Source organism: Paenibacillus sp. SRL342, from assembly GCF_984798905.1.
The window spans coordinates 5626152-5648284 of the sequence record NZ_OZ481790.1; the positions used below are offsets into that span (position 1 = coordinate 5626152).

The following is a 22133-nucleotide window of genomic DNA, read 5'->3' on the forward strand; positions in this document are numbered from 1 at the left end:
GTTCATCCATATAATTACTTCATTTTCTATAAAATGGATGTCATAATTTAAAAATAAGGCACGCAATAATTCACGTGCCTTATCGTTTATTCAACTGACAAGTTGATAACAGCTTGTCTTATTTTTCGTCAGCTTCTGCAACAACTTCTTCAGCTGGAGCTTCAACCGGTTCAACAACTGTGCTGTTCTCAACAAGAACGTCAATCGTTTTACGCAGTTTAACTTCATCGCGAAGGCTGTCCAGGGAACCATTACCTTCGAGGATGCCACGGATCTCATCAGCAGGACGCTTGTAAGATTCAGCCATTTTCTCGAGTTCTTGATTCACTTCTTCGTCAGATACTTCAATGTTTTCCGCTTTACCTACAGCTTCAAGCACCAGGTTGTTGCGAACACGTTTGGAAGCATCTTCTTGCATTTGTCCTCTCAGGTCAGCTTGAGTCTGGCCAGAGAAGCTCAGGAACATTTCAAGGTTCATACCTTGGTTACGCAAACGGTTATCGAAATCGCGCATCATGTTTTGTACTTCGCTCTCAACCATTGCAGCAGGAATGTCCACTTCAGCGTTCTCAGCCACTTTTTCTACAACTGCATTTTCTTGTGCAGCTTTGGCTTCGTCAGCTTTACGGGATTCCAATTGTGTTTTCAGGTCAGCTTTGTACTCTTCAAGAGTGTCGAATTCGCTAACATCTTTAGCAAACTCATCATCCAATGCAGGAAGCTGTTTGCGTTTGATTTCGTGAATTTTCACTTTAAATACCGCTTGTTTGCCAGCAAGTTCTGCTGCATGGTAGCTCTCTGGGAAAGTCACTTCTACGTCTTTGAAGTCACCTGTGGACAGACCCACAACTTGTTCTTCAAATCCAGGAATGAATGTGTTGGAACCCAGTTCCAGGGAATAACGCTCAGCTTGTCCACCTTCGAAAGGTACACCATCAACGGAACCATCGAAGTCGATTACTGCAACGTCGCCGTTAGCAGCGGAACCTTCATCGATTACAACGAGTTCAGCGTGACGTTGTTGAAGACGCTCAAGTTCTTCAGTCACTTCTGCTTCAGTTACTTCACCTTTTGCTACAGCAACTTCGATTCCTTTGTACTCACCAAGAGTAACTTCAGGTTTCACAGTTACTTTTGCTTTGAACTTGAAAGTTTGTCCTTTAGCGAATTGTTCAACATCTACGTCAGGACGATCAACCGGGAAGATATCCGTTTGGTCGATTGCTTCTGTATAAGCTTCAGGAAGCAAAATGTCGATTGCTTCTTGATAAAGGCTCTCTACACCAAAACGTGCTTCGAAGATGGAACGTGGTACTTTACCTTTACGGAATCCAGGTACGTTTGCTTGTTTAACCACTTTATTAAAAGCTTTGTCGAGTGCTACAGTTACACGATCTGCATCCACTTCAACCTCAAGAACCCCAAGGTTCTTCTCTATCTTTTCCCAAGTTGCTTTCATTGTATACTTTCCCCTCCAAAATTCACATGTTCACGTAGACAATCACGTACAAAATAACCATTTTAGTATAAACAAGATTAGATTCTTTTTCAAGGGGAATCCCTTGATACGGTTTAAGGAAAACGTTTCCGGCCTCTATTAGCCATCCAATCCGGCAGATACAAACTGCTTCATGGAACGATAAGCCTGCTCCAGCCGAAAGCGCATTGCCCCTGTCACAGCATACATTGAGCGAGTATTTTCCTCATCATGCGAGCCACCCAGACTGTCTGCAACGGTCATATGTAGAGCTGCTGCCCATATATCTGTCATGGAATCATTTTCTTCCAACATGGATACATAATCACGAGTTCCATACACGGCCATGACATATTGTATCCATAACTCCTGAGCAAAATAAAAGAGCGTAGGTTCATGAACCTCCGTCTGATCTGCCACTCGTTCCAAAATCTGAACGATCTGGAGCGGGAATTCCTCTGGTTTAAGAGGCACGGTATCAATCTCGACTTCAACCTGCTCTTCGCCTCTCGTAAACAGGATCATACCTTGAACGCCTCGGCGACGCAAGGTTTGCAGCACCCGAAATTGAAGCAAAGGGTGAAGTGACTTCTCTTTTAACCAACTCGTAAGTGCCTCATCAATCTTCGGCAGATCAAGATAGGCCAGCTGCTCCAAAGCCAGCATTGTCTGTTCAGACAGCGGCTCTTCCATGACTGTGCGAAGCATCTTATCTGCATAGCCATCATCCTGTTCAAGCTTCATTCGGGCATGCTGTCGTGCCATGTCCTCCTCACTAATCTCTTCTTCCTCTTCTCGTTCTTCAAGAACGGCAGGCGAGGTTTCTTCATATTGAGGAAACGCAGCCTGAAGCCATTCGAGCAGGGCCCGCCATTCATCGTAGTGGCGCTCTTCCTGTCCCTGACATTGCAGCAAAAAGTGAAGCAATTTCATCGCTTCACCATACCGTTCATTTTCAAGCATAACTGTCAATTGAATCTGGTAATAGTCCAGCGTCTTAGGAAACAGCACAATATTGTTGTTATGCTCGGTTTCCGGGGTCGTGGATTCCTTAATGGGAGCACCTCCTCTATATCCTGAATCTCCAGTTGGCATCAACCTAAATAGATATATATTAAAACGATTGTTGATCTATTTTTTTGAGTTCTCCTGATATTCTAACATAACCTTAAATATAATGAAAAAAACGTTACTGCCGCCAAATATCATATACGAAAAACAGTTTAAAATAAAATGCTTGATATTCCTGTATGCATATGATAAAATCAATTTTGCTTGAAAAAATCATGTCTCAGTAGCTCAGCTGGATAGAGCAACGCCCTTCTAAGGCGTCGGTCGGGGGTTCGAATCCCTCCTGGGACGTATTAAAAAGAAGCTTCCTTCGGGAAGCTTTTTTTGCGTTCTGGGGATGAGAACCCCAATGGTTCGTCGGAGCATTCGCTTCGTTAGCACCACTTCGCAGTCTCGACTGCAAGGAGAGTATCCCTCCTGGGACGTATTAAAAGAAAACTTCCTTTGGGAAGTTTTTTTTGCGTTCTGGGGATGAGAACCCCAATGGTTCGTCGGAGCATTCGCTTCGTTACGTGCTCTATGTCACTGCATTGGAGGGCCCGCATTTGATCACTCTATAAGCAACAGGTGTCAGTATCGATGTTCTAACGAACATAGGACACTTTATTTGCTCCAAATTCAGCATCATGGAATTTTAACGAATCTTAGTGAGCTTATTTCACCATTCTGGGGTATTAACTCACTTATTTGCACTTCATAGCCTGATTAACGTCGCTGAGGTTCGTTAGAATCTGAAAATAGCGGTTTTACCCATTATAAGACCTCGTGGATTCGTTAGAGTTCACAGGTTAGTCAAGGCACCCACGGTCCATTGGGTGTTTTTTCATTTCATTGCTCAATATTGACATAGAATGTTATGCTTACGGAGTGGATTATGTAACAATCCATACATATTAACTTCTTAGGACACAGGAGATTTTATCAATGTCATCATCAATACAGCAACACTCATCTATCCATACCGAGGAAGAACATTCTTCAACATCCAAAAGATTCGGCCTGTTGTTAGCAGGCATTATCGTCATCGCCGCTACCATGAGGTCACCGATTACAGCAACCGGACCTGTAGTGGAGATGATCCGCTCAGATACAGGTATCGGCCATACAATGGTCGGGCTTCTGACCTCACTTCCTTTGCTCGCCTTTGCAGCAGTCTCCCCTTTTGCTCCACGTCTTGCCAAACGGTTAGGACTCGAATCTGCTCTGCTATTGGCTGTCATGATTGTAACCATTGGGGTGGCCCTACGCTTGTTGCCTTCCGTTCTCTCCTTATATGCTGGAACCGCAATTTTGGGGTGCGGCATTGCATTAAGCAACGTGCTTTTGCCAAGTTTGATCAAACGCGATTTCCCATTGCGAGTAGGTATCGTCACCGGATTATACTCTGTATCCATGAACATATTTGGCGCCATCGCCTCAGGTGTGAGTGTACCCGTAGCAGGAGCCACATCTATGGGTTGGCGTGCTTCGTTAGGCATGTGGGCCTTGTTGTCCATATTGGCGCTTCTCTTGTGGCTCCCCCAGATCGCCGCAGGACGTCAGCGAATGTTATTCATAGCCACACAGAGTGAAGGGACGCCTGTACGTCTACGGACCTCTTCCCTTGCCTGGTTCATTACTTTATTTATGGGTCTGCAATCTCTAATATTCTATACAACGATTACCTGGCTTCCCGAGATTCTCGCTGAGCAAGGATTCAGTCCCACCTCAGCAGGGTGGATGCTCTCCCTAATGCAGATGGTTAGTGTACCGGCTACCTTTATCGTTCCAATCCTCGCCGGCCGAACGCGAGATCAGCGTGTTCTAACCGCGATTACGTGCTCTTCTTTGATTGTCGGGTATGCTTTATTGTTAAGTGGCATCGCTTCGCTCGTTACCATTGGTGTCACGTTGGCAGGAATAGGTGCTGGAGCTTCATTTGGCATGGTAACCATGTTCTTCGTCCTTCGCACAAAAGATGCCAGACAAGCTGCCAGCCTGTCCGGTATGGCCCAGTCCTTCGGATATATGCTTGCGGCAGTAGGACCTCTACTGTTCGGCATGCTTCATGACTGGACAAAAGGATGGACCCTGCCGTTGCTAATACAGGTCATTCTGGCCATCGCTTTGCTAATCGCAGGGATTCAGGCCAGCAAAAATAGAATGATCGGTTAGTCATACAATTCATTTATAAAAAAAACAAAACAGCCTCCATCCTGCAAATCAGGATGGAGGCTGTTTATGCATAAAAAAATTCCTTCATTAATTTAATCAATTTTAATTCAATTTCAATGAGGGATAAACTTACTTCACTTTTACCTTAATCGTGTCTGTGCTGGTCACTCCGGCTGCGTTAATTAACTCTGCCCGATACGTATACGTGCCCGATGCTTTCCCGGACAGTGTAGTCACAGCACTTTGCGCATTAGGTGTAGCCGAACGGAGTTCTTGCGTATCGATCAACTTATCATTTTCATAGAGACGATACTCTGTGGCGTTGGTCCCCCACCACAGGTTCATGGTCACCTTATACTTTCCATCGCCATCCCAGTTATCCTGAGAGAGAACCGCTTTGCCTGGCGTAGCGTTGGTAACCCGAACAGTCAACGTCTGACTCCGCGTTGTTCCCTTGTCGTTGGTCAGCTCAGCCACGTACGTATACGTGCCATTGGCTTTGCCCGTGATCTTCGTCTGAGCAAACTGCGCCCAAGGTGCGTTGTAAGTCAGCTTCTGCGTATCAATCAAAACCCCGTCCTCATATAACTTGTAGCTAGTTCCGTTCTCACCCCACCACAGGTTCATGGTAACGATATACGAGCCCTCTGGCAGGCCGTTGCCTACCCAGTTATTGTGAGACAACACAGGCGTACCTGGGGCCTTGGTTGCCGGAGTTTCAGGTTCAGTCTCCACGGCTTCCAATTTCAGTGCCGTATTGGCTGTGCCCGCAAGCCCCTGTTGGTCTTTTACTGTAAGTTCAACAGCATACTCACCGGCTACAATCCCCTCCAAAGGAAGGCTGAAGCTGCCATCAGCTTGTACTTCAAAGACTCCTTCTTTATAAACCGAACCATCCTCTTTTTTCACAACATACGTTGCTTCCAGGGAAGCGGCCGGATCAAACGTGATGTCCCATCCGCTGGCAAGCGCAGGAGCTACACGGAAGTACAAGTCTTCCACGCTACCATTAAGAACAACAGGCTCATCCTCTTTGAACTCCAACGCTTCTGGTGCAGTTACAGCCGGAGCTGTCTTTTTCACCAAAAATGGCGAAGTGTCTTCCTTATAGGTTTTGCCGTCTGTACCAATGGTAGTGATGTCTACCGTATATAAACCATCCGGGATCTCAGTCACTTCATCGGTTGTGTAATCTGCATAGGAGCCGTCCCAAGCAAGATTGTATCTTGCATTGGCATTGAAATTAAAATAGTTACCAAAGATGGAGCCAATATAACCATCTTGATAATATCCACCTTCCGGATTAAGACCATCATAGATCTCAATCAGGGCAAATGTCATCGGATTATAGAATTCCATAGCTACATTAAGGGTATCCAACGCACCATCAGCCTTCAATGGATAGTGGAATGGATTTTTCTCAGTGCCTTTTACGGTTTCAATATATTTAACCCCACTCAACGTAACGTTGAAATGAGCAACATATGGCACAGTAAAAGTGTTGGTTCCGTTCGAGAACTCAATGTATCCTTGTGCTTCTGTAGTCGCAGTAACCCCTCGTGGAACGGTGATTGTCACTGCAAGTTCTTCTTCACCATTCAGTGTGAAGGAACTCTTGTCTACCGCAACGGATACACCAGCGACATTACGAGTTGGATTCACATTTACGGTGTAATCCCCTCCACTACCATTCAGCGCTTCAACTTTAATCGTTTTGGTAATCGTCTTTTCATCTGTGCTCAGGAAATTACCGTAGTTGATACTTCCCGTGATATTCTCCTTCTCAACAACAGAGCCACTTTCTGTGTATTGAGTTACATCAAGCACTTTGACAAAAGCAGCAGGATCAATGGTATTTACAGCCTGAATACGGCCAGCACCTTGATCAAATACATCAAACTTGGTTGTATCCAGCACCTTACTATTGTTCATCAGTGCAACTTTGATATCAAATGGTGTCCATTCCGGATGTTTCTCGATCAGCAGCGCAATCAAACCAGCTACATGAGGTGTAGCCATACTTGTACCTGATTTACGATCATAAGCTTGTGCGTAATCTGCGTCCGGCTCATCCTTGCCGTAGGCAGGAATCGTAGACAAAATACTTGTACCTGGTGCAACAATATCCGGTTTGATGTCCAGTGTTACCTTTGCAGGTCCACGTGAACTGGATGAATTCATTTCATCACCCGGAGTTTGGGAACGTTCAAAATCACTAAAGCTCACTTCAACGGCTTGGCCTGCGTCCAGCTCAGCCTTGATCACATCTCCATCTTCCTTGGACATGCTCAGTGTTGGAATGAGTTCAAAGTTATCGCCCAGACTTACACCGATTGGGCCGGGAATGTTGTTATATACAATAACAGCCAAGGCTCCAGCCGCTTTAGCATTGGCGATTTTCTCTACAAATGCGATTTCACCACGCTGTATTAATGCCACTTTACCTGTAAAATCCTTGCCTTCAAAATCAGTTGGCTTACCCAGTGCTGCAAATTCAAGTTCATATTTGCCTGTCAAAACAGTTTCAGGGTCTGCAGACAGGCTCCATCCCATCAGATCCAGACGGTAAACCGACTCTGTAACAGCCAGTGGAGCTTCAGTCGGAGCAATTACAGACTCTTCTTCCACAGGAGCAGCTTCAGGAGAAGCTTCAACCGGTGCAGAAGGTGATACAGATGGAGTATTTTCAGTATTTTCTTCTGTTGTAACTTCTTCTACATTCGGAACTTCAGCTTCGTTAGAAACTGTGTCCTCCACAGCTGCTGCACTTTCCTCATCAGCAGTTGCAGGTACACCTTGCTCCGAACCTTCTGGCTCTTCTGTTCCAGGTGCCGTACCCAGTTCAGGAGATTGTTCAACCTCTGGCACCGGTTGTTGTTCAGGTTTTGCCTCTTCGTCTTCCTCACCAATCCAGAAGTGGGTATCGGCTGTAATCACCTGGCTAGGTCCTGTAGAGTTACCTACTGTAATGGCCATTGCAGACGCACCCGGAGAACCGAGTGTATAACGGTTGGGGCCACTGTTACCACTTGCCACAACTGCTGTCACGCCAGACAGCATGGCATTGTTCAGGGCAACTGAAGTAATATAACTCGGATCGTTGGCGGCGTTACCTAACGAGAGATTAATTACGTCCATGCCATCTTGAACAGAACGATCAATTCCGCCGAGTACCCATGAGGTTTGACCACTACCATACGGTCCAAGTACACGGTAAGCATAGATATCTGCTTCAGGAGCCACACCAACAATACCGTAGTCCCCTGCTTCGCGAGCAGCAACGGTACCCGCTACGTGCGTACCGTGGGAGGTATAATAGGCGCTTCCAGTATCATTGAACTCAGGTTCACCCGAAGCTTTCCATTCTTGATATGTCGCTTCATACGGATCATTGTCGTTTCCAACAAAGTCCCATCCGCCTTTGTAAGCTTCCTGCAAATTAGGATGTTCATAGTCAATCCCTGTATCGATGACGCCGACTTTAATGCCATTTCCTTTGTAACCCAGATCCCATACTTCAGGTGCACCAATAAAAGGCGCTGTGTCTTTCATATACGGGTTCACTTCATCTGTCTCAGGCGCTATTGTAACTTCAAGGTCAGGATATACGCTGACCACGCCAGGTATTTGAAGCAATTGTCCCACCTGGTTTCCTTTAAGTTCAATTGCTACACCATTCAGGGCATATGCATATTCTTCCAATACTTCATGTTTGATTTTCTTCTGAGTGAGGCTATGTACAAATGACTGTTGTTGTTGCTCAACTTGAGTCACAGCCTTTGTTTCCATAGAGGAGGTAAAAGATTTTCCAGAGAGGGTTGATTCACCTTGCGCTACTGCAACAGGTTTAGTGGAAAGCTCAACGATCACTCGGGTGTTCTCTCCACCCAGACCTTCCAAGCTTTTATCCAAAAATGGATCTGCGGCAAGTTTTGCTTCCCGTCCTGTAAGAATCTCTCTCCATTGTTTGGCTTCGGCTGTACTGGATAAGTTGTCAAGCTGAATAACTGATTCTGCGGGAGCGGCTCCAGCCGCGGGGAGAATAATGGAAAAGACCATCAGAACACTTAATAACGTGGATATCAATCGTTTACTCAAGGCTTAGCCCCTCCTTTTAAATGTGAATACCTCACCAAATGATGGGTTCCTGCTGTTTGTGCGTACTGCAATACACACTCCAATTTCACCGCCTATCTGCAAGAAGGATTGACCCTTGGTAAATTATTCTATCAAAATACCACATTTTCCTTCTAAATACTTACAAATATGATATAGAAATTACTTATATGGGTCTTGAGTATGATAAAATTACCCATTTGTAATTATTTGTCGTTTGAATATTCCACTTTTAAAATAATGCATCAAAAAAACCAAGAGCCTCTTTATCCGAAAGAGATTCCTGGTGTATAGGTGAAGCGTGGTTAGCATATAAAGGAATTGCGATAATTCGTTTAACATCGATAAAATTGCTACACATCACAAAATTCTACTTTATTCTGACTTCACGGCTTCAATACGCAGGCGCTTGTAATCGGCATACATCGCATCATCTTTCCAAAGGTGAGACATCACGATCTGACTGGTTTCATGACATATTTGTTGTATCTCTTCATGATTGAGCCCTTCAAAATAGTCCCCTCCAAAATGAGTCAACCAGCCTACTATACCTTGCTCACCATCTTCCAATCTGGTTGGACGGTCATAGTGATAGGCATGACGCACCACAAATCCACGTTGCTCTAAAATATGGCTATATTCTCCGATCGAAGGAAAATACCAAGGGTTGCGTTCCGATGCACGAATGCCCGTGTTTCGCTCCATAACCTGCTCTAATGCATTCACAATGGTCTGCACGTTCCCTTTACCACCAAATTCTGCTACAAAACGCCCTCCAGGCTTCAAAGATTCCCATATACTATCCACCACTAATCGCGGGCTTCGCATCCAGTGCAGGGCTGCATTGGAGAAGACGGCATCATACAGTCTATTCGTCTCAAACTGATGACCGACTCCTTCCACGAACTCAAGTTCAGGGAATTTCTTCCTCGCACGGCGAATCATGTCCGTCGATGCATCCATGCCAATAACTTCAGCTTCGGCCAGAGAAATTTCATGTGTCAAATCCCCCGTCCCGCAACCCAGATCAAGGATGTATTCCCCTTTTTGGGGTTGAAGCCAAGAGATCAGGTTTTTGCCGTATCCGGACACAAAAGCCAGTTTGTTGTCATACTCATCTGCTTGCCATTGATTTAATGATTTCATGAATACCACCGTCGCTTTCGTTATTGATATCCTCATTGTGGCATAGAATTGTTTATTATTTAAATATATAAATTCTATATTGTTTATAGGTATAACCAATAAAGGTGCTAACGAAGCGGATGCTCCGACGAACCATCAGGTACTCTCTTCCCCTGAACGAAAAACAAGAAGCTTCCCGAAGGAAGCTTCTTGTTCTCTACGTCCCAGGAGGGATTCGAACCCCCGACCGACGCCTTAGAAGGGCGTTGCTCTATCCAGCTGAGCTACTGAGACAAATATGTATAATAAATTTTCGGCGCGGTTCTTATTATACTCTGATTTCTATATTTTTCAATAGTTTTATAAAAAAATTAATAATTACACTTATAACTGTACTTTTCCGTGTTATTATCATACTCCAGTACCCTTCGGAATATGATAGCTTGAACCGGGCTATATTGAGGAGATGGGTACTTCTTGAGCAGGATTAACATCAGACATTTTCAATGTCAGGATTGCTGGGTAATCTTTTGCATACATACATTTCAATGTTCCATTGAAGGAGAGAATCGTCATGAGACAACTTTTATCAGCCCTATCCTATTTTAGCATTTTCTTTGCCCCGTTCCTGTTTCCGATCATTATATGGATTATTGCCAAAGATGCTTACATTGAGGGACATGCCAAACGCGCCTTATTCTCTCATGTATTCCCGTTTCTCGCTGCCATTCCGCTATTTTATTTCTTCGTGACAGCGCATAGCCTGGGTTCCGCCGTCGGGTTTGTCATCCTATTCTTTGTGATCTACGGATTAAGCTTTGTATATAACGTGGTCAAAGGGATTCAAGTGCTTCGTGAGTATGCTTGATTACCTCTCCACCTGGATCTGACCTCGCATAACAAACCCCGCCGTTCAACAACGGCGGGTTTTTCCAGTTACAGATGCTGTCACAGCAACTGGCAACAGCAACAGATCACATCTACGTATAACTCAACATCGAACTCTACTCCGCTAACACCACATGTATTGCTGGAGCGTTACCTGTTAAGCCTGCCCAATCAGATAGCGCTGAAGTGTTGGACCAAGCAAACCAAAGGCAAACAGTTCACTTTGAAACCGAGCTTTATCTTCTTCGGCAGTAATGCCTTCGCTGTTCTCAAAGGCGGTTTCTGTCGCCTCTTCAAATGCGGTATGCATATTATTGTTATACCAGTCGATCGCCGAATCGGAGTGATTACGTACAATTCGAACAACTTCCAGCGAATTTCCGGGCTGAGTGGAGGCCACGTATACAAGTAATGACGGGTCTCCGGCATTTCCAGGCTGCACTTCAACCTCTGCACAGGACAACCCATCTACCTCAGTTAATCTGCGTATTTTGGCATCTTGAATGGCATACATTCGTATCGCGCTCCTTTTCCTTTGTGCTTATCATGTACTTTGTTCAATCTGGTATCGCGTCTCTGGTGTACCCAATCGATAAATCTCCCGATACACCTGTTGTAATACCGTTTCATACGCCCGGTTTACGGACTCCTCCGGTGTATCTGGCCATGGGAATACCATGCCAGGAAAGGCCTCTTCCTCCTTTTCCTGCATGAGATTGAGCAGTCCCAGTAATTGCTCCGCTTCCTGTGGTGTTGCCTGAATGATCCATTCATACGATGTTACAGACGGATCCGGAATAACGGAGCGGCCCATGACAGACACATAATACTTCATACTGTCCATTGCATGTTCTCTCCTTCACAGGCATGTTGAGGCCGTTGTCCCTAGAACTAGTTTCCGAAGAGGACAGACATTTTATGCCTGCTTTCGGCATATATTTGTTACGACCTCTGACGAAAAGACAACATTTGCTGGTTGCCAGTAACTAAGCAGCCATACGGATGAATGACTCGACCAAGAAAGGATGAACAAACCATGTGCGGTATTACCGGCTTCATACAGTGGAATCGGGATTTGACCCAGGAATCAGAGCTGCTGGTCCGTATGACGGATAGCTTGTCGAACCGGGGGCCTGACGCTTCAGGTACATGGATCTCCAATCCTTGTGCCTTTGGACATCGGCGTCTTAGTGTAATGGACCCCGAGAACGGCGCACAGCCCATGCATGCGTTACAGGGAGATACCTCCTATACCGTCGTGTATAACGGAGAACTATACAATGCACCCGAGTTGAAAAAGGAATTGCTCCAGCGGGGGCATCAGTTCCGCACGCAATGTGATACGGAAGTGTTGCTCGCCTCTTATATTGAGTGGGGACCGGCATGTGTTGACCGGTTTAACGGTATTTTTGCCTTTGCCATATGGGATGGGGGACGCGAACAGGTTTTTATCGCACGAGATCGCCTTGGCGTGAAACCTCTGTTCTACAGTAATGCCAAAGACACTCTCGTATTTGGTTCAGAGCCCAAAGCTCTACTTATTCACCCTGATGTGGAAGCCGCTGTAGGCCCGGAAGGATTGGCCGAAGTGTTTATCGTAGGGCCTGCACGGACACCAGGACACGGCGTATACTCTTCACTGAGCGAACTCAAGCCCGCGCACGCGCTGATCTATAACCGAAACGGTATCCGAACCTATGCCTACTGGAAACTGGAAAGCCAGAACCACGAACATAACCTGGAAGAGACGGCAGCCGAGGTACGCTCTCTCTTGCAAGATACACTGGAGCGCCAGTTGGCTTCGGATGTTCCAGTATGCTCTCTTTTATCAGGAGGACTGGACTCCAGTGCCTTGTCTGCATTAGCCGTGGATTATTACAACCGGACCGGGCAAGGCCAAATCAGTACGTATTCTGTCGATTATGTGGATAACGCCAAGCATTTCCAGGCGCATTCCTTTCAGCCGGGTGCAGATGGTCCCTGGATTAAGCGAATGGTGGATGAACTCAAGACCGACCATCACTGGATTGAGATTGAGAACGGAGAACTGGTTCATGCACTGACACAGGCCATGCTAGTCAGGGACCTGCCAGGTATGGCAGATGTAGACTCCTCGCTCTATTTGTTCTGTAAAGAAATCAAAAAAGGGGCCACCGTTGCCATCTCAGGCGAAGCAGCGGATGAAGTGTTTGGCGGTTACCCCTGGTTCCATCGAGAAGATATGCTGAACTCCGGTACGTTTCCGTGGTCTGTAGCGCCTGATATGCGAGCAGCATTGTTATCCCCGGATATTCGGGAATGGATTCGGCCACTCGATTATTTGGCAGACCGCTATTCGGATGCAGTGGCTGAAGTGCCTCTGTTGGACGGGGAAACGGGTAAAGCTGCACAAATGCGGGTGATGTCATACCTGAACATTACACGTTTCATGCCTACACTTCTGGATCGCAAAGACCGGATGAGCATGGGGGCAGGACTGGAAGTGCGGGTACCTTACTGTGACCATCGTCTGATCCAGTATGTGTTTAACATCCCTTGGGAAATGAAAATAACGGGCGGACGGGAAAAAGGTATTCTGCGTAAAGCACTCGAAGGTGTCCTTCCTGACGATGTGTTATATCGCAAAAAGAGTCCGTATCCGAAAACACATAATCCACAATATCTGGCCGCGGTCAAACAACAGGTACTTGATATCCTGGATGATCCCACTTCGCCGATTTTGCCTTTGATCGACAAAACTCAGATCCGGAATCTTGCGTCTTCACCAGATGCAGCTTCCAATCTTCCCTGGTTCGGACAGTTAATGTCGGGTCCCCAGTTATTTGCTTATCTGACTCAGATCAATACCTGGTTGCGGACATATAAAGTCGCTATTCGTTAAATCATGTTATGCATTGATTCATCAAGGTGAATTATTTAAGGGTGCCCAAACAGTAACTACTGTGTTTGGACACCCTTTATTACTTTTTTATAAGAATCTCTGTACGTATGCGTTCGTTCTTCATCCACATTCCACTCAGTTCAATTTATTGCACTTTGAAACGACTGACGGTCTGTTGCAACTGTTCTGCCATCAAGGAGAGATCATTGGCTGCGGAAGCAATCTCCTGCATCGCAGACAACTGCTCCTCAGAAGATGCACTCACTTCTTCTGTTCCGGCGGCCCCCGTTTCGGTCACTTCCATGATTGTTTTCATAGACCTATTAATCTGTTCTACCCCTGTTGACATTTGCTCAATTGAAGCAGAGACTTCCTGTGTTTGCCCCGCTACGCCCCCAACCGCCTCACGAATTTCATCAAATGTGGCTCCCGCCTGGTGAACAAGTGTAATCCCCTCTTGAACCTCTGCGGATACAACCATCATAGATTCAGCAGCATTTCGCATTCCCTTCTCAATCGATGCCACCAATGGAACAATTTGATTAGCAGAAAGCGCAGACTGCTCAGACAGCTTCCGAACCTCTGTAGCAACAACCTGAAACCCTCTTCCCTGTTCGCCAGCTCGTGCAGCCTCAATAGCAGCATTAAGGGATAGGAGATTCGTCTGTGCTGATATTTCCGAGATGCTGTCCACCATTTTAACAATATCCTGAGAGTGTCTGCTCAGTTCCTGGATCACGACCGACAGATTCGACACCGTCCCTTGTATAGAATTCATTTGACCTATCGCAGACTGAACTGACTCGCTACCCGATATTGTTTTTACGGAGACTTTGGTAGCTTCTTCAGACATATGGAGTGTGTTCTCCGTAACTTGTTGAAAGCCTGTCGTTAACTCATTCATCGTCTGGAATCCATCACTCGCCATTCGAACCTGTGTATCCATACCTGTTGCAATCTCACCCATTGTGATGCCCACTTGCTCTGTGGCGGTTGCTGTCTGTTCGGTGCTTGCCGTCAACTCCTCTGAAGAGGCAGCTACCCGTTCTGCACTGTCTCCTACCTGATGAATGAGTGTACGCAAATTTGCAGACATGATGTTAAAGGCTTGGGCGAGATCACCAATCTCATCCTTGTTACGGACCACAATAGGCTCACCAGTCAGATCTCCGTCTGCAATCCGGCTCGCGGATTGGGCAATAGCAGCAACAGGCAAGGATATCATTCTGCCAATGACATACGTCACAAGTGCCCCGATTAGAAGAGAAGCCACTCCAATAATTGCAATCCACCTAAGGACCTGCACAATCTGAAGATTAGCCTCCACAACGCCTGAGTTCATGGCATCTTGTTGATGCGTTTCCATACCTTCCACAATGCCTTCAAATTCAGAGATCAGACTTGGGGCTGTATCCTTCAGTAATCTTGAGATTTCACTGTTATTCCCCTGTCTTGTCAATGTCATAATCTGCTGCGCAAGTTCATAATATTGGCTCATCGCTTCATCCGATCGTGAAAGGTAATCTTTCATCTTTGAACTTGAAACTGATGATTTTAATTCTTCATTTAATGCTATGTAATCTTCATAAGCTTTATTAAATGCCTGTTCGTTCTCCGCACTGTCTTCCAGAATATAATTTCTCAAAGCAATCTGCTGTGATTTAAGATCAATCGACATATTTTTAATGAGTAATAGTTTGCTTGTTCTATCATTAATTAATTCTGTATACGTTTTCTCAACGGCTATAAACTGCGTATATGTTATAACCGTTATAGCCACCAATAATAACAGCACAGATGAGAAACCCATAAGTAATTTACGGCTAATTGAGATTTTTTTCATGTGTACTCCCCCGAAAGTTCAGATAACGTGCATGATACTCCTACATCCACCCTCCTTTCAATTAAATTGAGACTTTAGACCCAATTAAAAATATAATTCGCGATTATATGTACAAATACTATTCATAAAAGGGTCTTTTTTCCTATTCATACTAACCCATAAAATATAAAAATTGAATCATAAACTTAAAAATATTATTTTTCAAAATTGTCAAGGCTCTTTTAATAAAGAACACAAACACTAACTCTAGTCCCGTAAAACAAAAAAAACACCTTCCAGAAGGCAAGTCCAAACCAAAGGTCTGATCCTGCCTATACTAAAAGATGCGTTTGAAGTTACGCTGATATGTGGTTTAGAAACGAATAACCCTATTCCAGCTCCCCAGTGGAATAGCTAAATATGAAATGCCGGTCAACGAATCAATACCGGATTACGTTCAAGTAGCCCGCTGCCAAAGGTTTCTCTGAACGGGGAATCCTCCATATGGATATAACCGATGTAACAGCCACATTTTTTCATGCGACAGGGCCGATCCGCTGCCAAAGCCTGCAAACCATCGCGGTACAGATGTCCAATGATACGGCGATCCTTATAACACCTTTTCACATGCCCGGACCCCTGTACATAAAATACTTCCGAACCGGCAGAACATCGTTTGCCCAAGCTTTCATAATCCTGCAGATTACCTTCAAAAAGCGGATCAAGCCCACGTAAAAACTGAATCTCTTCCGGTGTGTAATACTTGGGCCGATCTTTGAAGGCATTGACCCACATATACACATCATCCGGTAAAGCCTGTCTCATCGACTCGATTGCGGGGAAAGCACTACGGAGTCCGACAGTACCGACACTAAAAGCAAGTCCCATCTGACGCAAGGTCAGACATTGTTTTACAAAAGAAGCCTCTTTTGTCTCACGAGGATGATACGTCGCCCAAAAGGCTGCTTTATTCGCATCCAGCTCCCTCGCCCAATCCAGTTTGACGGACAGGTTGGTTTGAATTGCAACTTTATCCACATGTGGCATATGTGACAGCTCAACCATCGCTTCCCTGTACCACCGACGCACCAAAGCTTCACCATAGGGATTAAAGAAAATAGAAAATTGGTGTCCCTCAACTTCCTGCTCGCTCACCCAATTCACAAATTGACGCAATTGTTGTTCATCCACTTCCAACGTCTCTTTGGAATCCACGGTTTTGCTAAAAGGACAGTAGGGACAGTCGTAATTACAGGAAGACAACTTCCCCCGATAATACAAAGTCGCTCTCATGAGAAAACAAACCCTTCCATCTGTTCACGAATTTCGGCAGATATAAGCCAATCTCCAATCGCATCGGAGTAACCTAGTCCTTCTTCTGTCAGACGCAGCACCTGCTTGTCCTCATCACTCTCCAACTCCGCCATGCCCTCTGTCAACAGTTCAGCCAACCAGGCATAGTCGGACATCACATCGGTACCAAAGCGCTGTTGGTAGTCAGACAACGTCAATCCCTCGCGATGCAGCAAGGCTTTCAGAATAAAGCGCCGTCTCTGTTCCTCACGGCTTAACACGATGCCATAATCCGCCACATCGTAGCGCTCGGTCGCCACATAATCGGCAATGATGCTTTGTGTGGCCTTGTAACTCACGCCATACTTGGAAGCATAATGTACTTCACTCGTATAAGAGCGTGCGCCACATCCCAGACCAACCACGCCCTCCTCCTGACAGCTATAAGGCAGAAGCACTTTGGAGGACGACTGTTCTTTGGCAAATCTGCGCATCGAATATTGCACATAACCTTTACTTTTTAAAGTCTCACGTGCAGCTTTATACAATTCCATCCGGATGTCAGGTCCCTGACGGCGAATATCATCAGGCTTCACGATTGTATTTTCCCGTGTATACAAGGGATAGATAAAGATCTCGCCCGGTTCGTAGGCCAGAACTCTTTCCAATGAATAGATCCACGATTCCACCGTTTGACCTGGCAAACCATAGATCAGATCCAGATTTAACAACGGGAAATCATACCGAGTAAGCTTCTCAAGCGCTCGTTCGACCTCCTGCGGTTTTTGTGGACGATAGATGGCAGATGCTTCAGCTTCAATAAAACTCTGGATGCCCATACTGATACGATCCACACTTCGTTCCTTCATGATGGCCAGCTTGGCTTCCGTAACGGTATCCGGCGACGTTTCCACCGAAATCGATGCTTGCGCAGGGTCCAGCCCCATCACATGTTCAGCAATTTCAAACAGACGATTTAACTGAACCTCATTTAATAATGTAGGCGTTCCTCCACCAATCGCGAACCGTGAATACGGTTTTCGAGATGTAATAGGTGCCCACTGCTTCGCCTGACGCTCCAGTGCATCCACATAGCGTTCATGTGTATCATCCCGTCGATCCGGCAGTGTGAACAGATTACAGAATCCGCAACGAGCAGCGCAAAAGGGAATGTGCATATATAAAAAATACGTATCGGTATTCTCTCGTTCCCACAGTGGCCCCAACGGTAGTGGTGGGTCAAGCTCCCGATAGGCGGTCTTGTGTGGGTACGAGTATAAGTAAGAACGATAAGGGAATGCCAGTACTTCACTGAGACTTGTAGCTATATTGGATCCGGACTGTGTGGAATGGCCTGTTGTTGTATATTGTATATGTTTCTCCATCGGTTTCCTCCTGTCTCCGGTTGTTGTCCTCATAAGATCAATACATTCTATACTAAAAATTCACGGTAAGGTACCGTCCACACCACATCATGTGCGAGCCGATGTCCTTGATACCCGTCTTCACCGTAAGCTGTACCATGATCGGAAAAAGCCAGGCAATACGCAGGCCGGGCGCGTTTACTCATCGCCTCGAACAATGGTCCAAGAGCCTCATCTACATATCGAAGTGCAGCCCTTTGAGTTTCCACCGAGTCCTCCTTGGCTCCTTCCACAAAGTAACGATTGGGTCCATGAATGGCAGACACGTTCAAAAACATAAATATCTTTTCATCCGGCGCTGTCTGTTCAAGCAACTTTAATGCATGCTGTACCTGATGCTCTGTTGATTTGGGGTTGGTTACCCCAAAGTTCATTCGCCAGTAGCTCTGTTGGAAATAGCCGGGCAATACTTTCGCAAGCGGGTTTTTTTTCGTAAAAAAGATGACACCGCCAATACAGATGGTACGGTAACCTTCAGCTGCGAACCCGGATACGATATCAGGTGTATCAAACAGCCAGGTGTGTGGATGTGTTTTGAGCCCAGAATTCCGGGAATGAAATAGCCTAACATGAGATGCCTTGTCCGTATTAGCAGGAGTCGGCATAAAACCACCAAAAAAAGCATGGTGTGCTGCATATGTAAAACTGCCCGGGGTATGACGTTTCTCCCACGGACCCGAACCACACAGATTAGGACAATTCTCCTCTTCCAGCTTGGCTACGTCATATCGTAACGTATCCAGCGTAATCATTAACAGATCATGGGAGCCCACAATGGTGTTCATATCAGGCATGTTGAATAGGCTCCTTTCGTAAAAGTTCCATTTCCCACTCATAGGTTCCGAGGCCATGATGCTCAACTCTGTATAACAGATCTCCAAACGGATTCACATCCAGCACATAAGCACGCGGATTCGAACCACTAGTAAGCATCACATCAATCCCGGCTGACCACGAGTTGGGAAATGCAGACATGGCTGCTTGCGCTGCCGTCCTAACCAGCGACATCCGCTGTTCATCCAGCTCTGCTTCAGCAGGCAGCATACGTTCATTACGCAGATGCAGATTGGTAATCGGCGTACGGCTCAGCCGCATAATCGCGTGACCTGCCTGTCCACCTGCAACCAGTTGGCGAATATCGTAGGCCCGCTGATCAAGCGTGGCTTTGGGCATCCATCGTTCAATCTGTGCACCTTCTGCACATAACCAGTTCATCAGCGTAGCAATCTCTTCACTGCGGGTATACTTGCGTAGACGTCCTTCATTGAAGAAAATCGTCTTGCCCTGTCTCTGTTCCATCCCCATCGTTGTTACAGCGATTTCATCACCCGTTCGGGGATTGACTTGATAGGCAACAACTCCTGAAGCCCCGGAGCCACACGCAAGCTTCACAAACACACGATGCATCTCGGCAGCCTTCATTGAGCTACGCAGGTCCATATAATTGCGGATTGGCTGCGAAGATGGAAGCGCCGGAGGTACATCAACTCCATGTGAAGATAGATGCTTCTGACATGTTCTCTTGTCAAACATCAATTGGATATCGGCGGGATCATTCATGAATCGGACTTCAGGCCATATTTCCCGAGACTCACGGCCGATTAGATCCAGACATGCTTTCCAGCCACGGAACCACTGAGCAGGAGCGTAGATTCTTCCCCACTCCTGTTCCAGCGCAAGTGCCTGTTCTGCGGAAAATTCTTCTGCTCCCATTTCACCCGTTAATGTTGTCGATGACGTATCGTTCACAGCTCCAAGGAACAGTAGGTCACGCTCCACTTCCCACTCCTCACCAGGAGCATCAATCCGAATCAGGGGTACGGGCAGATTGGAATCTACTGTATCAGCGATGGTTCGACCCTGTCTCCAATTCTGGAGCAATTGAGCATATGGCAGTACAACCGCAGGTTTCAAACCCAATCTATGCCTAGCCTCTTGCAGCCCTTGTGTTCGTCGGTTATCAGGGTTTCCGATCAATAAAAAGGGCTGATCTTGCGTTAGATCATACACATCTATTGGCTGGTGCAGTCTTTCATTCATTCCCTTTACACCTGACATCAACTATTCCGTTAAGGATGGATAACGCCAGTCATCCTCATCACTCTGTTGCTGGTCGCTAACATCTACAGAAATACCCGATTGGTTCCAGCGACTGATCATTTCATTGGTCATGTAATGGTAACTTAGATCAAGATGTTTCAGTTTCTTGATCTTGTCACTGGCAAGCAACGCTTCAGCCCCTTCATCGGACAACGTTCCTTGCGATAGATCCAGTACTTCAAGTTGATCCAGAATAGGTGCTTCAGCTGCTGCTTTGGCAATCTCGTCCTGAATTTCACTGTCTTTCAGACCCAAGTAAACCAGCTTTGGAAATAATCCTTTTTCTAGCAAAGGGAGTACATCTTTAAGTGATCCATCGAAACCATAATTATCCACACCCAGGTACAGTTCCAGTTTACGCAATTCAGGCAACTTGGCATGGGTGATTGAAGATAACACGTCTTTCGGCAGCCCACCACAAATAATAATTAATTCTTCAAGCTTGGCATGCTGGAGTGGTTCCAGACTGAGGCCGCTACTGCCCATTACAGAGAATGATTTTAATTCTGGAAAGGCACCTAACAGTGGTGTGAGATTTGTCTGGATAATCCACGATACTTCACATTCTTCAAATCCCATATCTCCAATAAACAGTTTCTTCAATGACGGAAAGCTTGGAGCCGACTCGACGAGCGTACCCATGAACTCATCAGGCGAATTTTCATAAGCCTGTCCCCAATCTCCGATGACCAGACTTTCCAATGAGCTGGCCTCCGGTTTAGCCGCCAGTTCTTTAATTAACTTTTCCATACGAATGCCGTCCTCGTAATCATCGTAAGATACAACAAGCTTCACTTCTTGCATGAGTGGATCCCTCCGTTTAAGGTCATATGTGATTCGTTAGTTTGAATGTTAACCCATACCACACAAGGCTTGCAACTTCTTCCAACTCCAGTCCCAATGAGATTCCCAATCGTGCAACGTAAACTAATTTTCATATAGGTATAAGAACATACGTTCTATTATATAGTCACAGAAAATAGCCCTCACCATTAGGTATATGGATGGACCTCACCAAACCCGATCAAATACTTCATTTCATACAAAAAGCGTTAATGGCGGATGAACCATCCCATCGGAATGCTTCTGTCCTTCCATTAACGCTTCGATGTTCACATATCATGAAGTTAAATCAAGATGTTCTGTTCCGTTTAATCTCAGCCTTCAAGTCTGGATACAAGCGCTCTCAGCGCGTGACCACGGTGGCTAATCGCCTGCTTTTGCTCAAGCGTCAGCTCTGCCATCGTCATCTCGTATTCAGGTACATAAAAGAGTGGGTCATATCCAAAACCGCCAGCACCTGCAGCTTGAGCCGTGATCCAGCCTTCCGCAGTGCCTTCCGATTCATACTTATCACCTGTTGTCGGATCGTACAGTACCAACGCACAGACAAAACGAGCCGGACTTAGCAGCGGCTGTTCGGTGTCCTCACCGGATTTTAACGATTCCAGTGTCTCCAGCAACTTTGCATTATTCTGTGCATCCGTTGCTCCTTCGCCTGCATATCTCGCTGAATATACCCCTGGCTCACCATCCAACAGGTCTACGCAAAGTCCTGAATCGTCTGCCAGAACAGGCAATCCAAGCGCATCACCAACCGCCTTGGCTTTCTTCCAGGCATTCTCCGCAAACGTTACGCCATCTTCTACCACATCCGGCAGCTCCGGATAGTCAAACATGCTCTTGACCTCTTTGCCAAGCGGTGCGAAAGCATGAGCGAATTCACGGACTTTACCCGCATTGCGGGTTGCAACAATGAGGATTGGGCTGTCCAAACTCATC

16 protein-coding genes and 2 tRNA genes are annotated in these 22133 nt (G+C 46.0%); 4 read left to right on the forward strand and 14 right to left on the reverse strand.

The genetic code is table 11. The features are described from left to right. Positions 1-118: 118 nt before the first annotated feature. Together tig and AC4E8D_RS24820 are read right to left on the reverse strand one after the other, a co-directional pair. Positions 119-1459 carry a trigger factor gene (gene tig / locus AC4E8D_RS24815; RefSeq protein WP_490205344.1) on the reverse strand — a complete coding sequence of 447 codons (1341 nt, stop codon included), beginning with the start codon at positions 1457-1459 and terminating at the stop codon, positions 119-121. 138 nt (positions 1460-1597) lie between these two features. Continuing rightward, on the reverse strand, positions 1598-2533 hold the full coding sequence (locus AC4E8D_RS24820; protein ID WP_076216956.1) for a hypothetical protein: 936 nt from the start codon (positions 2531-2533) through the stop codon (positions 1598-1600). 232 nt (positions 2534-2765) lie between these two features. Here AC4E8D_RS24820 and AC4E8D_RS24825 point away from each other — a divergent pair. Continuing rightward, positions 2766-2839 (forward strand) — tRNA-Arg (locus AC4E8D_RS24825). Positions 2840-3472: 633 nt separating this feature from the next. Then, on the forward strand, positions 3473-4702 hold the full coding sequence (locus tag AC4E8D_RS24830; protein ID WP_036605884.1) for a CynX/NimT family MFS transporter: 1230 nt from the start codon (positions 3473-3475) through the stop codon (positions 4700-4702). 129 nt (positions 4703-4831) lie between these two features. On the opposite strand, the gene AC4E8D_RS24835 is transcribed toward AC4E8D_RS24830, so the two are convergent. From AC4E8D_RS24835 to AC4E8D_RS24845, 3 genes are all read right to left on the reverse strand, one after another. Then, positions 4832-8800 (reverse strand): S8 family serine peptidase, encoded by a 3969-nt coding sequence (locus AC4E8D_RS24835; RefSeq protein WP_490205345.1) that lies wholly within the window; start codon positions 8798-8800, stop codon positions 4832-4834. 393 nt (positions 8801-9193) lie between these two features. Then, a complete protein-coding gene (locus AC4E8D_RS24840; RefSeq protein WP_490205346.1) occupies positions 9194-9964 on the reverse strand; it encodes a class I SAM-dependent methyltransferase in 771 nt (256 codons plus the stop codon). A gap of 199 nt (positions 9965-10163) precedes the next feature. After that, a tRNA-Arg gene (locus tag AC4E8D_RS24845) sits at positions 10164-10237 on the reverse strand. 280 nt (positions 10238-10517) lie between these two features. On the opposite strand from AC4E8D_RS24845, the gene AC4E8D_RS24850 reads away from it, so the two are divergent. Further along, positions 10518-10811 carry a magnetosome magnetite crystal formation protein family gene (locus tag AC4E8D_RS24850; RefSeq protein ID WP_449004640.1) on the forward strand — a complete coding sequence of 98 codons (294 nt, stop codon included), beginning with the start codon at positions 10518-10520 and terminating at the stop codon, positions 10809-10811. Positions 10812-10988: 177 nt separating this feature from the next. On the opposite strand, the gene AC4E8D_RS24855 is transcribed toward AC4E8D_RS24850, so the two are convergent. Further along, positions 10989-11345 (reverse strand): hypothetical protein, encoded by a 357-nt coding sequence (locus AC4E8D_RS24855; protein WP_145325244.1) that lies wholly within the window; start codon positions 11343-11345, stop codon positions 10989-10991. A 30-nt stretch (positions 11346-11375) separates the two neighbouring features. Continuing rightward, a complete protein-coding gene (locus tag AC4E8D_RS24860) occupies positions 11376-11675 on the reverse strand; it encodes a hypothetical protein (RefSeq protein ID WP_145325243.1) in 300 nt (99 codons plus the stop codon). A gap of 192 nt (positions 11676-11867) precedes the next feature. Between AC4E8D_RS24860 and asnB the strand changes: the two genes are divergently transcribed. Then, positions 11868-13712: an asparagine synthase (glutamine-hydrolyzing) gene (gene asnB / locus AC4E8D_RS24865; RefSeq protein WP_221821026.1), complete on the forward strand. Its 1845-nt coding sequence runs from the start codon at positions 11868-11870 to the stop codon at positions 13710-13712. A 145-nt stretch (positions 13713-13857) separates the two neighbouring features. On the opposite strand, the gene AC4E8D_RS24870 is transcribed toward asnB, so the two are convergent. From AC4E8D_RS24870 to AC4E8D_RS24900, 7 genes are all read right to left on the reverse strand, one after another. Beyond that, complete coding sequence (locus AC4E8D_RS24870; RefSeq protein ID WP_449004639.1) at positions 13858-15555, reverse strand: methyl-accepting chemotaxis protein; 1698 nt, start codon at positions 15553-15555, stop codon at positions 13858-13860. A gap of 411 nt (positions 15556-15966) precedes the next feature. Beyond that, entirely contained in the window at positions 15967-16827 is an 861-nt protein-coding gene (locus AC4E8D_RS24875; RefSeq protein ID WP_221820878.1) for an STM4011 family radical SAM protein, read from the reverse strand. Beyond that, entirely contained in the window at positions 16824-18212 is a 1389-nt protein-coding gene (locus tag AC4E8D_RS24880; protein WP_490205347.1) for an STM4012 family radical SAM protein, read from the reverse strand. Before AC4E8D_RS24880 ends, AC4E8D_RS24875 begins: the two co-directional genes overlap by 4 nt. A 47-nt stretch (positions 18213-18259) precedes the next feature. Further along, a complete protein-coding gene (locus AC4E8D_RS24885) occupies positions 18260-19045 on the reverse strand; it encodes an STM4013/SEN3800 family hydrolase (protein WP_221820880.1) in 786 nt (261 codons plus the stop codon). After that, positions 19038-20291, reverse strand: a complete 1254-nt coding sequence (locus AC4E8D_RS24890; protein WP_221820881.1) for an STM4014 family protein — start codon at positions 20289-20291, stop codon at positions 19038-19040. Before AC4E8D_RS24890 ends, AC4E8D_RS24885 begins: the two co-directional genes overlap by 8 nt. Before the next feature lie 21 nt (positions 20292-20312). Further along, positions 20313-21155 (reverse strand): STM4015 family protein, encoded by an 843-nt coding sequence (locus AC4E8D_RS24895; protein WP_221820882.1) that lies wholly within the window; start codon positions 21153-21155, stop codon positions 20313-20315. A gap of 353 nt (positions 21156-21508) precedes the next feature. Further along, entirely contained in the window at positions 21509-22132 is a 624-nt protein-coding gene (locus AC4E8D_RS24900; RefSeq protein WP_017692573.1) for an XTP/dITP diphosphatase, read from the reverse strand. Position 22133: the final 1 nt, after the last annotated feature.